The organism is Legionella sp. (assembly GCF_049790535.1).
Lineage (GTDB): Bacteria > Pseudomonadota > Gammaproteobacteria > Legionellales > Legionellaceae > Legionella.
In genome coordinates, this window is record NZ_JBAQZB010000055.1 from 1 (window position 1) to 13,382 (window position 13,382).

Here is a 13,382-nt window from a genome sequence, read left to right on the forward strand (position 1 = left end):
AAGCAGGAGGGCGAACAGGATTAACTGCTCTGGTCATAGCTTTGGGATTTATGTTAATGCTCTTCTTTTTTCCTCTTGCAAAAATGATCCCAATTTTTGCTGTAGGCCCGGCATTACTTTATGTGGCTTGTTGTATGATGAACCATTTAACTGCCATGAACTTACGCAATATCAGTGAAACGGCACCTTGCATGGTAATCATTATGTTGATTCCTTTCACCTCGTCTATTGCTAATGGTATCGGTGGAGGAATTATTCTTTATTGCCTGCTGAAACTGGTAACTTGGCAAAAAATTAGCCCCTTAATAATTATTTTAAGTCTAATTTTTGTTATCTTTTTTTTAATCAGTTAAAAGGGTATTTGCTTTTTTAATCTTACTTCAGTGTTTTTTTTCATAAGCCTTTTACTATTGATGTTAAATATAATATATTTAAATATGAAGTGTTTCTAAATAAGCAATAAAATCAATTGAATGTAGGGAAAGTAGTGTACTTAGCAGGAGCTAGTCAATTTGAGTTTGTCATCCGGTGATAACACTCTACAGTTGCATCATTTTTTTGAGCGATCGGTAGATAGCTATTCCAGTAATATTGCATTAATTTGTGATAATGCTTTCATTTCATATCAAGAATTAGAATATCGTGCAAACCAGTTAGCTCATTATCTTCATGATAATAAGATAGTAAAAGGCAGTAAGGTAGGAATTCTTCTAGAGCGATCTGTAGAGTGCTATGTTGCTATTTTAGCTACGCTTAAGCTAGGAGCTGCCTATGTTCCTATCGAAGTAGATTATCCTGATGAGCGGATTAATTATATTTTTTCCGATCTTACCTTTGATGCAATTTTAACTTCATCCATTCAATTGTTACAAAAAAAGCTGGCATGGCCGAAGGTTTTTGCTATCGATGCATTGAGCGAAGAAATTTCTCAGTACTCTACAAAACGATTGGTTTATGCTTCAAATGAACACGATTCTAATACTTTGTGTTACATCATTTATACTTCAGGTTCCACAGGAAAACCCAAAGGGGTAGAGATTCCCCACCGTAGTATTTGCCATTATGTAAAAGAAGCAAAAATGCTTTATGAGATGAGCAGCAATGATCGAGTCTACCATGGATTTTCTTTAGCTTTTGATGCTTCTCTGGAAGAGATTTGGATGGCATTTGCGAATGGTGCGGCATTGATTGTCTGTACGGCTAAAGAAATCCGCTCAGGTTTAGGTTTAATCTCTTTTTTAAAACAACATCAAGTGACTGTTTTTTCGACAGTTCCTACTTTATTGTCTACATTAGAGGGGCAATTACCTGACTTGCGGTTACTAATCTTGGGAGGTGAAGCCTGTTCTGCTAGTTTAGTTACGCGTTGGAGCAGAGAAGGTTTACGCATTATTAATACCTATGGTCCTACTGAAGCAACAGTGATTACCACCTATGCTGAATGCCATCCTGGAAAAGAAGTCAGTATCGGAAAACCTCTTCCTGGTTATGAACTATTTATTGTTAATGAACATCTCCAGGAAGTAGCTGAGGGTGAAGAAGGCGAATTATGTATTGGTGGACTGGCCTTGGCCTGGGGCTATACAAACCAGCCAGAAAGCACGACTGAGAAATTTATCATTAATCCTGCAAATAAAAATCAGCGTTTGTACCGGACTGGCGATTTAGTTTCACGTACGGAAAATGGAGATTTGCGTTTTTGTGGACGGATTGATGATCAGATTAAATTACGTGGATTTCGCATTGAACTGAATGAAATTGAAACCGTTATTATGAAGTTTTCAGGTATTAAACAAGTGGTGGTTTCTTTGCAAAATTCGGACCAACCTATGTTGCTTGCTTATTTGCTGCTTGATAAAAATATTCGTGTTGATTTAAATGATTTAAAAGATTTTTTAAAAGAAAATTTACCTGATTATATGATTCCCTCTTCTCTGGAGGTTTTAGATTCGTTTCCGGTTTTATCGAGTGGTAAAGTAAATCGTAAAGAATTATCACAACTAATTTTGCTTAAAACAGAAAAAATATATAATGAACCAAAGTCAGAATTAGCTAAAGAAATTGCGCATGTTTGGGAAAAAGTGTTGGATTACCCCCAAATTTCAGTAGATGCCGACTTTTTTTATGATTTAGGTGGCCATTCTTTGTTGGCTGCTAAAACGATTTCTAATTTACGTAAAATACCTGCATTAAAAAACATATCAATTCTGGATTTATACAAAAATCCTACCATTGAGCAATTAGATCAAAAATTTTCTAATTCGAATTCACCTGCGGCAGAAGAACAGGTACGCAAGAAATTTCGAGTGAAGCAATGGAACTATTATTTATGTGGTGTGGGACAGTTTTTCGGTTGTTTATTGCAATATGCGGTAGGAACGATGCAACTGTTAGCAGTGGTTTTATGTTATAGCTGGATTACTTCTGCCTATTCAATTATCTCCAAAGAAACACAATTCGCTTTTTTAGCATTGTTTTTATCATTACCTATTATTTCTCTTATGTTTACTGTAGGAATGAAATGGATACTGTTAGGACGTGTACAACCGGGAGAATATCCACTTTGGGGATGGTTTTATTATCGCTGGTGGTTGATACAAAGACTGCAAAACAACCTATTTTTAGGTAAATTTTTAGTTGGAACTCCCTTAGCCAATATTTATTATCGTTTGTTGGGTGCCAATATAGGTAAAAATTGTTATTTAGGTTCTATCCAGATGGCAACTCCAGATTTATTAAGTATTGGTGACAATACTTCTATTGGAGCTGACAGTCGACTTTATGGATACATAGTTGAGGATGGTTGGTTAAAGATTGGCTCAATAGATATTGGTGCTAATTGTTACTTAGGTGCTCGAGCGGTTGTCGGTTTAAATAGTGTCATTGAGAACGATGCGGTTCTGGATGAGATGTCGATGTTGCCAGAGCAAGGCTTCATTCCTCAAAATGCCTATTTTTCAGGTTCCCCAGCATTGCCTGGCACTCTTCCTATAGATCACATTACTAGAAAAAAAAGTGAAGTAAAAGAATCTACAATGCTGGAAAATATGCTGTTTGGTATGTTGCACTATTTAGGCATTGTGTTTGTAATGATTATGTTTTACCTATGCTTTATTCCCGGTGTTTCTTTAGTTTCCTATTATTATGACCAAAGTCGTTATTTTACGACTATGTTTTTTGCCATACCTTTAGGAGCCATTCTTTTTTTAAGTTTATATTATCTGTGTATTGCAGTTTGCAAAAAGATAATTATGAATAAAATAAAACCTGGTCAGTATCCATTAAAAAGTTTCTATTATCTGCGACATTGGATTATTGTGAAAATGTTGGATAGCGATGAAGTTTCGATTATGGCGGATACATTATTTATGCCTGCCTTTTGGCGACTTCTAGGTGCTAAATTGGGTAAAGGTGTGGAAATGGGGGAAACACCTCATATTATTCCTGATCTGGTAACTATTAAGGAAGGTGGCTTTACTGCTAGTTCTGTTGCTTTAGCGTGGCCCAATGTGCATCAAGGAACGGTTACTTTTGCACCAGTGACTATTGGCTGCAGAGGATTTGTTGGCAATGTGAGTTTGTTATCTTCAGGTAAGGCGCTCGGTGACGAAGTTTTACTAGGATGTCTTTCTATAACTCCTTCAGGAGATAAAGCAACGGAGGCTAATTCTGCTTGGCTAGGTTCGCCAGCTGTTTATTTGCCAAAACGAGAATTATTTACGGGTTTTTCGGATAAAGATACATTTTATCCGTCAAAAAAATTGTATTTTACTCGTTTGGTAATTGAATTTCTAAGAATTATTATTCCCACTACTTTTTCTTTGGTTGTTTTATTTAACATGCTTTACTTATTGGATTTCATGCTAAATAACTTTTCCTGGCCTCTTATAGTACTTCTATTGCCTGTTTCAGAGCTCTTCTTTACCCTGTGCATGATAGGGATATTAATAGGTTTAAAATGGCTTATGCTTGGTAAATTGAAACCAATAACCAAACCACTTTGGGATTCTTTTATTTGGAAAAATGATGTAATTGAATATACCTATAATTATTATACCAACCCACATTTTACTAATAAAGTTTTGGGTACACCCTTTGCTCTATTAATACCACGTTGTTTAGGAACTAAGGCTGGAAAGCGAATTTTCACTAATAGCGCAGAGTTTTCAGAGTTTGATTTAATCACCATTGGTGACGATGTCAGCATTAACGCAGAAACGATAATTCAAACTCATCTTTATGAAGACAGAATATTTAAAGTTTCTACGGTAACAATCAATTCGGGCTGTAATATTGGTATTGGTTCGATTGTTCTTTACAATACCTTAATGGAAAGTAATTCTACTTTGGGAAGTCTTTCCTTATTAATGAAAGGAGAATGTCTGCCAGAAAATACAAATTGGGCTGGTATTCCCGCACAATCAACCGTATTTCAAACAGCGCATTATCAAGTCTCTCAAAGAGTTGTTGCTGGAGCAGTTACTAAGCCGCCTGCTATCCCAGAGTTATTATCTTAAAATAAATTTAATAAGGATAATATTATGATCAAATATTTATTTTTGTTTTTATTTTTGTGCTCCGAAGCTTTTGCGGATGTTAGTTCGGATGTTTGATAAGTTAACCTTAATAATTGAACTACTACACACTATCCCCTAATTTAATAAAGACCTGCCTCGATATCATGAGTTAGCCTTAATACTTGAAAGACAATAATTATTAATCAAACGAATTTCACCGATGTATACGGCGGCAAAGCGACGATTTGCGTATTCTTCAATATAGTCTATCTGAATATTTTTAGCCGATAATTCTTCTTGAATTTGCGCGCAGGTCTTTTCTTTTTGCTGAAATATTCCAGCAAATACTTCCGCTAATGCTTTTTGCTCTTTGTTCAGTCGGTTATTACGTGAACTGTATGCCAAACCACTAGGTTCATAAATTGTAGGGCAAGCTATTATTTCTACATCCATAAAAAATGCTTTAGTCATTTCACGAATGAGTAGATATTGTTGGTAATCTTTTTCCCCAAAATAAGCTCGATTTGCCTTTACTAAATTAAGTAACTTCATTACCACAGTTAAGACACCATTAAAATGGCCTGGGCGATGTTTTCCTTCCATAAGTTGACACAGTTGCTGTTCCATTACTTGATAATTATAGTGATCATGATAGATGGCTTGTTCATTAGGCAAAATACAAAAATCAACCCCGGATTCTTCCATAAGCTGTAAATCTGCTTCTAAGGTACGTGGATAAAGCTTAAAGTCATCTACTTGATTAAATTGAGTTGGGTTGACGAATAAGCTGGAAACGGTGTATTTATTTTCTTTTTGACTGGCTAAAAATAAAGAAGCATGACCAGCGTGTAAATTACCCATAGTGGGCGCAAAGCCAATAGTTAATTCAGTGGATAAGTTTTTACGAAAACTTATCCATTCATTAAGATTATGAAACACACGCACAATTTACTCCTAATATCAATTAAATGAATGTTCTAGTGAAGGAAAGCTTATTTGCTGAACTTGCTGTACGTAATTATTTATTGCATCGAGAATCAGTTCTTTTCCTTGAGCGTATCTCTTTACAAATTTGGGATTGAAACTTGTTTGCAATCCTAACAGATCATGCCATACAAGAACTTGACCGTCAGTATGGGCACCAGCCCCAATTCCTATGGTAGGTATGCTCAAGGCATTCGTGAGGGTTTGGGCCAATTGTTGTGGTACGCATTCAATGACTAAGGCAAAACAGCCTGCCTGCTCTAAATTAAAAGCTTGTTGCATTAATAAGTCTGCTTGTTTGTGATTCTTTCCTTGTACTTTAAAACCACCCAATTGATGAATTGATTGAGGTGTTAAGCCAATATGTCCCATCACAGGAATACCAGCACTCACCAAATAAGAAATGGTTTGACAGGTATTTTGATCTCCGCCTTCAATTTTTACTGCACGTGCTCCAGCACGTAATATATTGGCAACATTTTTAATGGTTTGCGCTAAAGAAATTTTATGGCTTAAAAAAGGTAAGTCGGTGATGAGAAATTGCTGTTTTAAACCTCGAGCCACAGCTTGCGTATGAAGTATCATCATCTCCATCGTAGCCATAATTGTATTATCGTGCCCATGAACAGCCATGGCCACGGAATCACCAACGAGAACACAATCAATATTGGATTCAGCAATGGTGCAGGCAGAAGGGTAGTCATAGCAAGTCAGCATTGCAATTTTTTGCTGCTGTTGTTTTTTATGCAGAAAGTCTTGAATTTTCATTCAGCACTCCTCAGGAAGTTGAAGTGCATATCAAGAAAAATACAATGTACTACAGGTACCTGTCGCATGGATCAAGTCCTCCAAAATTAGAATATAAAAATTAAAATATAAAAGTCGCTGCTATTTTTAATGGTCAACGCATTCATATTATTTAAAAGTAATTGCATGAATATCATAGTGCAAATGCAGGTAATTGAGAAGCCGTTTTAGTAGTGACTTCTTCCCAGGGTTAAACTACTCACAGAAACCTAAAAGGTATATTCATCTTTGATTCTGAGTTATCATTTATGTTCTTTATAACCACAGGTTTTCTATGCAACTTACTGATAAATTAGCTATTCCAGGTGAGCATCCTTTGGTTTTACAAGGTTTAGCAGGCCAATTGGAGGCTGTTTTAACTGTCCCTGAAGCTACTAATAGTGAATATGCTGCATTTTTAGGTCATCCACATTCATTGCAAGGTGGTACTATGACCAATAAAGTGGTAACTACTATGGCACGTACTTTTAAAGATTTGGGTATTCCTTCGCTACGCTTTAATTTTCGTGGAGTTGGTCAATCTGCAGGTATTTATGATGCTGGAATTGGTGAAAGTGAGGATATGCTTTCTTTAGTTCATGATTGGCAAAGAGGTCAGCCTCAAGCAAAGATTATTTTTGCAGGCTTTTCTTTTGGTTCTTTTGTGGCTTATCGTGCTGCCTCCCAATGTGCACACAGTTTATTACTCACGATTGCGCCTGCTTTGCATCATTATAATTATAAGGAATTTAATCCAGCACCTCATCCTTGGTTAATTATACAGGGTGACGAAGATGAGGTGGTTCCTCCAGAACTTGTTTTTGCTTTTGCCAAACAATCGCAACCAGAAATTCCCGTGATTCGTTTTGCGCAGACTACTCATTTTTTTCATGGAAAATTAATAGAGCTTAAAACGAAACTTAGTGAGTATATAGTTGCCCAGGTTATCTCTAAATGATGTTAATTTCTTACTATGACGCCGCAATTCATCGTGGTGAAATCGACGATGATCCATTGCAGCGAGAACTATTGATACGGATGGAGCGGCTTGTTAATGATTTAAAAAAAGTAAATTCATTATGGTTTTCTCGTGTTTGGAAAACACCGATTAAAGGTCTATATATTTATGGGCCAGTAGGTGTTGGTAAAACTTATTTGGTAGATTTATTTTATGAACATATTCAAGAGCGTAAGAAGGCGCGCTTTCATTTTCATCATTTTATGCAGCAAATTGATGCGCAATTAAGAAATTTGCAGGGACAAAAAGATCCTTTACAACAAATTGCTAAAAGATTAGCAAAGTCGATTCGTGTACTTTGTTTTGATGAATTTTTCGTACATGATGTGGCTTACGCCATGATTCTAGCAGAACTTGTGCCTGCTTTAATTGGCCATGGTGTTATTTTAGTTAGTTCTTCGAATATTCTACCGGATGATTTATATAAGAATGGGGTACATCGTGAACGTTTCTTGCCTGTAATTGCTGCTATAAATAAAAATTGTGACGTGTTGAATTTGAATGAACAAAAAGATTATCGGATAGGACGAAAGCCGTTAGTGGATGCTTATTTATTTCCTTTGAATGAACAAACAAAACAGATTATGGAACGCCAATTTGTGCAATTGGTTAGTGAATTTAAAGAGCATGGTTTTATTAACATCCAACATCGTGAGATTCCCTATTTAAAATGCGGGGGTGCATCGATTTGGTTTGCTTTTGATGTTTTGTGTAATCTGCCCCGTAGTCAATTGGATTATTTAGAAATTGCAGATAAATATGATACTATTTTTGTAAGCGATGTTCCGGTGTTGACAGAGAATCACACGTTACAAACCATTATGCTGATTCATTTTATTGATGTGATGTATGATCGCGGAATTAATATTATTATTTCCGCAGCCGTTGCAGTTGAAAAGCTGTACGTGAAAGGCGAAATGGTGGAGATGTTTAAGCGCACATTAAGCCGTTTAATCGAGATGCAATCAGTAGATTATTTAATTCGACATCCAAAACGACAGTCGCAAAAGCTATAGATCATCTGACCTAAGCTGTTCAGGGTATTCTTAAAATGTGTAATTTTTTTCTTCATTGAGAATGATTCTCGATATCATTTGTGTTAAACTCTACCTATTTCACTATGTTTATTATTAACACATGAGAATTACCGAGTTAGTTCAAGGCAACAGAGCACGGTTAATCAGTTTCGGTACCACTGATGTCCGATATCGGCGCAGACTTTTGTCTTTAGGAGTAACTTGTGGTGTCGAATTTTTACTGGTACGAGTTGCTCCTTTAGGATGTCCAATTCAAATTGAAGTCAGAGGAACTTCTTTGACTTTGCGAAAAGAAGAAGCAAGTCAATTGGTTTTGGAGCGCGTATGACCCATGTTTTATTGATAGGTAATCCCAATTGCGGTAAAACTACTTTATTTAATGCCTTAACTGGTGATAATCAACGCGTTGGAAATTGGCCTGGGGTCACGGTTGAAAAAAAAACAGGTAAGTTTTCTTTGGGGAAACAATTAATTAGTCTTACAGACTTACCTGGATTATATTCTTTAGTAGCTCATTCTGACGGTGTAAGTCAGGATGAGCAAATCGCAGCACACTCTTTGGCTACCATGCAGACAGATTTCATTATTAATGTGATTGATGCTTGCCATCTAGAGCGACATCTGTATTTAACCAGTCAAATTTTAGAATTGGGCAAGCCGGTACTTGTTGCGTTGAATATGATGGATGTCGCTCAGCAACGTGGTATTTCCATTGATGTCGATGCTTTATCACGTGTTTTAGGCTGTCCGGTCATTCCAATTCAAGCACACAAAAATATAGGAATTTCTTTACTTAGCGAAGCAATGATTGCGTTACCGCCAGTTCTTTCACCCTGGACTTTTCCTTTACCTAATCTAGTACAGAAAGTATTAATGACGATAGAAAAAAGTTTAATGAACGAAGGTTATAATCAGACAATGGCTTATTACTATTCGCGCCGAATTGTTGAAGGAGATACCTTGGAAGTTGGTGAATCCATTAAACTGGATTTGTCCTCATTCGATAATAGCGAATTAGGCCTAGATGTTTTACTGGCAGATGCACGTTATCAACGAATTCATGAATTAGTGAGTGCAGTACAACAAAAAGGCAGTGATGCCAGTGAACATTTTACTGCAAAGTTGGATCGTATTGTTTTACATCGTTTTTGGGCATTACCCATCTTTTTTGGCATGATGTACTTAATGTTTTTATTTGCTATTAATGTGGGTGGAGCATTTCAAGATTTTTTTGATATCAGTACCGAGACTATTTTTGTGCAGGGAACAGCCTGGTTAATGCAGCAAATACATGCACCTAACTGGTTAATTGCTCTTATATCTCATGGAGTTGGTAGAGGAATTAATACGACGTTAACTTTTGTTCCTGTTATTGCTGCCATGTTTTTCTTTTTATCTTTATTGGAAACTTCAGGCTATATGGCTCGAGCTGCTTTTGTAGTTGACAAAGCAATGCGGGTTCTTGGTTTGCCTGGCAAATCATTTGTGCCAATGATTGTTGGTTTTGGGTGTAATGTGCCAGCAATTATGGCAGCACGTACTTTAGATTCAGAACGTGACCGTTTATTAACAGTAATGATGAGTCCATTTATGTCATGCAGTGCGCGTTTAGCGATTTATGCGGTATTTGTCGCGGCATTTTTTCCTTCCGGTGGACAAAATATAGTTTTTTCTTTATATCTGGTCGGTATTATAATGGCGGTGTTAACCGGTTTCATTTTACGTAAATCCTCTTTAAAGGGCCATGCTTCCCCATTAATTTTAGAGTTGCCTGCATATCATAGACCTTCCTCGCGCCGTTTATTTAAAGAAACATTAATGAAATTGCGCATTTTTATATTACGTGCCGGTAAATTAATTAGTCCCGTTTGTGTTATTTTAGGTGGCCTGAATGCAATTACATTTGCTGATGGAATTAACTCGAACAGTTCTCAGTCATTATTGGCTCTAATGGGACAATGGATTACTCCTTTATTTGCACCCATGGGTATTAATCAAGATAACTGGCCGGCAACAGTTGGTTTACTGACGGGTATGCTCGCTAAAGAAGTGGTAGTAGGTACTTTAAATTCACTTTACGCGCAAGTTGGCCATATAGGTGAAATTGCTGCAGCACATTTTGATTTTTGGGGAGGAATCAAAGCTGCTTTATGGTCTATTCCACAAAATTTATCACAGTTGGGTTCTGCTTTAGTTAATCCAATACTGGCTAGTGCGGCCGATAATCCGGTATCACAATCAGTTTATGGAATTATGGCTCAACGTTTTGATGGACGCATTGGTGCTTATGCTTACCTACTTTTTGTTCTGCTCTATGTGCCTTGTGTTTCTACTATGGCGGTGATTCGCCAGGAAGCGAATAAAAAATTTATGTGGATCTCGGTGATTTGGTCCTTTATTGTCGCCTATACTGTAGCAGTTGGTTTTTATCAAACAGCGAAATATATTGAATATTCACCGCACAGTTTTTCATGCATTATTATCTTTTTGATTGCGTTATTGGTAGTTATTGGGGTATGCCGATACAGTAAACGAATGTTAAGGAAGCAAAATGCTAGTGCGCCTACGTGATTATATTTGCCGGGAGGGAGTGGTGAGTACTCAGCAATTAATGCGCGAATTTCATTTAGATTTTCCAGCTTTACAGCCTATGCTTGAACTGTGGGTCAGTAAAGGTGTAATTGGCAAATGTCAGAAAAAGGCAAATTGTCAGAGCGCTTGTTTCAAATGTGGCGTGCAATCTCTTGAATATTATCAATATCTTTCTTCCTAATCCAACGTGATACTCGATTTTTCCCGGAACATAGCGTTCACGGGGTATGTAATTTATTAAAATTACGTAGAAAAACTGTTGTCTTTGCGAACGAAGTGAAGCAATCCAGAACAATGTTTCGCTAGAGTTCTGTTCTGGATTGCTTCGCCGAGGCTCGCAACGACGAAATTTACATACCCTGTGAACCCCTACTTTTGATCTAAATTCCCCAGATCTTAGGTAGTGATTAACCTGTTTATCAAACATTGATACTAAAGCAATGGTGATTACATGATGATTTTGGCTGATAGGATAATCGTTCCAAACTCCGTTTCCATTTCTTTTGTTTAAAAAAACAACAAACAAAAGATAGTTAATAATTAGTTAATAAAGGTTGCTTAACGTGAGTAGCCTTTTGATTTCATTTATAGTTTTTAGGAATATCTATAGATAAAAATGTGAATATGTTTTACAATTTCATATGCTCATTATTTAAACTTTCAGTTTTTTTAATGTTTCCACAGTTCTAAAAAAATCTTGATAGTTCTGATATTCAAAAGAGAGTAAATAATATGTTTATGACTAATCAGTCCATTTTTAGTGTTTTAAAAAATACAATGAATAATACAAATGAGACTTACCTAACTCAATTAAATGATCTTAAAAATTTAAAAATAGAACAAAGTAACTTACAAGTTGAAACTAATCACATTTCTAATATAACAACCAAATTAAAGAAGGAAATCGAAAAATTAAAAATAATTAAAAAGGAAATTACAAACAATAAAAAAGAAATTGATAATCAAAGGTGTGAAATTGAACACTTGCAAGAAGAAATCAAACTTGGGCTAAATAAATTTTTATCTTTATTGTCGCAGCAATCGTTCCAGGTTGGGAATTCGTCATCGCCGCCTCCACCCATACCTCTTTTTGCACCAAAAATTTTTACTCCTCAGATTGACTTACAAACGTTAAAAAAATTTGCGACAGGAAAGGGAAAATTAACCAAAGTCAGTGAGAATGATTCATCGACAAAAGAAGAGTTAGTATTACAAGAAATAAGATCATATAAAGTTAGTATTATGGCTAAAGAAACTCAATTAAAGCAATTGAAGAATAAGTTTAAGGATTTATTCATTGAATCGGCAACAGAAAAAGCAAAGCAAGTCATTTATCAGCAAATATTGGAGAGACAACATGGGGAAATTAACACTCTAAGTAAAAAAAAAGAAAACATGGAAAAGAAGTTAAAAGCAGTAAAAGAGAGAGTTGCTTTTAAATCAAAAAATGAAGAAAAAAAGATTGAAGAAAGTAACTCATCGGGGAATTTGAAAATATTTTCACCCTCTGCCGAAGGAGTACCTTCTTATTTAAAGGCTCTGAATACAAATACATCATCTCAAAAATATTTTGAAGAAATGGAGAGAAAAAAGGAAGAGAAAGAAATAAAAGATTTTTTAATTAATAAATTAATCGATATAGTGATAAAGCTAAAAAATAAGGAATTGGAAGAGGTTGATTTTTCAGAAAATCTGCAGAAATTAGTTGATTCAATGGAACAGTCCAAGCTTTTTGAATTAAGAGAAATTTTAATAAAAACAAAAAAAACAGTAACTCCTTTTCAAATGCAAGCTTTAAAACTCAGGTGTTTGTTCAAAGGAGAAGGAGATGCAGTCGAGTTAGCTGAGTTAAAATTAATTAAAAACAATAGGAATAAACCCGAAATTAAAAACGTGGTATCAAAATTTATTGATGCCAATGAACAATGCACTGCTACCTTAAAATCAGTTGCAAAAGAAATTATCAATCAAGAAAATTTAACGGCTCAAAGAACACTAGAAGCTCAAAAAGAAGAAGAGGATATAAAGAGAGTAAAAGAAGAAATAAAAAGAGCGGAGGCTAAAAAAATAGAAGAAGAAGAAAAAGCAGCAGAGAGACAAAAACTATTATCAGAACTAGGTATAGTGGAGCACTATGTAAATCCAGATAACCTAAAAAATGAACAATTAGAATTAGAGAAAAATGCAGTACTTGGGAAAGAGGCTTTGGATCAGGTTGATTTTTTTCTAAAGGATGTAGATTTCAAGTTAGAAGCAGTAGTATTTCAATTATTACTAAATAAACTAAATTTTGATCAAATTTTAAACAATTTTCATAATAAAAATCAGGCATTGTCTAAAAAAGGCTATTCTGAAGCAGCAGAGGAGGCTTGGAGTATTTATGAGAAATTAACTTCCAATAAAAAGAAGTTACTTGAGCAAAAAATAAATGTAAATCAATTTGTAGAG

General features: G+C 35.5%; 9 protein-coding genes and 1 pseudogene. 8 read left to right on the forward strand and 2 right to left on the reverse strand.

Going from position 1 to position 13,382, the window contains the following annotated elements:
* Together WA877_RS03015 and WA877_RS03020 are read left to right on the forward strand one after the other, a co-directional pair.
* Positions 1–353, forward strand: a pseudogene (locus WA877_RS03015) (NCS2 family permease); the annotation flags it as partial.
* A 159-nt stretch (positions 354–512) separates the two neighbouring features.
* Positions 513–4,517, forward strand: coding sequence for a Pls/PosA family non-ribosomal peptide synthetase (locus tag WA877_RS03020; RefSeq protein ID WP_425169455.1), 4,005 nt, complete (start codon positions 513–515; stop codon positions 4,515–4,517).
* Between the two features lie 162 nt (positions 4,518–4,679).
* On the opposite strand, the gene panC is transcribed toward WA877_RS03020, so the two are convergent.
* Both panC and panB read right to left on the reverse strand, forming a co-directional pair.
* Positions 4,680–5,462 carry a pantoate--beta-alanine ligase gene (gene panC / locus WA877_RS03025; protein WP_425169456.1) on the reverse strand — a complete coding sequence of 261 codons (783 nt, stop codon included), beginning with the start codon at positions 5,460–5,462 and terminating at the stop codon, positions 4,680–4,682.
* A gap of 15 nt (positions 5,463–5,477) precedes the next feature.
* The gene (gene panB / locus WA877_RS03030; RefSeq protein WP_425169457.1) at positions 5,478–6,269 is read right to left on the reverse strand and encodes a 3-methyl-2-oxobutanoate hydroxymethyltransferase; all 792 of its coding nucleotides are present in this window, start codon (positions 6,267–6,269) and stop codon (positions 5,478–5,480) included.
* A gap of 313 nt (positions 6,270–6,582) precedes the next feature.
* Here panB and WA877_RS03035 point away from each other — a divergent pair, with 313 nt between their 5' ends.
* The 6 genes from WA877_RS03035 to WA877_RS03060 form a co-directional block, all read left to right on the forward strand.
* Entirely contained in the window at positions 6,583–7,245 is a 663-nt protein-coding gene (locus tag WA877_RS03035) for an alpha/beta hydrolase (RefSeq protein WP_425169458.1), read from the forward strand.
* The gene (gene zapE / locus WA877_RS03040; protein WP_425169459.1) at positions 7,242–8,321 is read left to right on the forward strand and encodes a cell division protein ZapE; all 1,080 of its coding nucleotides are present in this window, start codon (positions 7,242–7,244) and stop codon (positions 8,319–8,321) included. Before WA877_RS03035 ends, zapE begins: the two co-directional genes overlap by 4 nt.
* A 121-nt stretch (positions 8,322–8,442) precedes the next feature.
* Positions 8,443–8,670 (forward strand): FeoA family protein, encoded by a 228-nt coding sequence (locus WA877_RS03045; protein WP_425169460.1) that lies wholly within the window; start codon positions 8,443–8,445, stop codon positions 8,668–8,670.
* Positions 8,667–10,913, forward strand: a complete 2,247-nt coding sequence (gene feoB / locus WA877_RS03050; RefSeq protein ID WP_425169461.1) for a Fe(2+) transporter permease subunit FeoB — start codon at positions 8,667–8,669, stop codon at positions 10,911–10,913. Before WA877_RS03045 ends, feoB begins: the two co-directional genes overlap by 4 nt.
* A 22-nt stretch (positions 10,914–10,935) precedes the next feature.
* Complete coding sequence (locus WA877_RS03055) at positions 10,936–11,115, forward strand: FeoC-like transcriptional regulator (RefSeq protein WP_425169462.1); 180 nt, start codon at positions 10,936–10,938, stop codon at positions 11,113–11,115.
* A gap of 551 nt (positions 11,116–11,666) precedes the next feature.
* On the forward strand, positions 11,667–13,382 hold a 1,716-nt coding region (locus WA877_RS03060), incomplete at its 3' end, for a hypothetical protein (protein WP_425169463.1).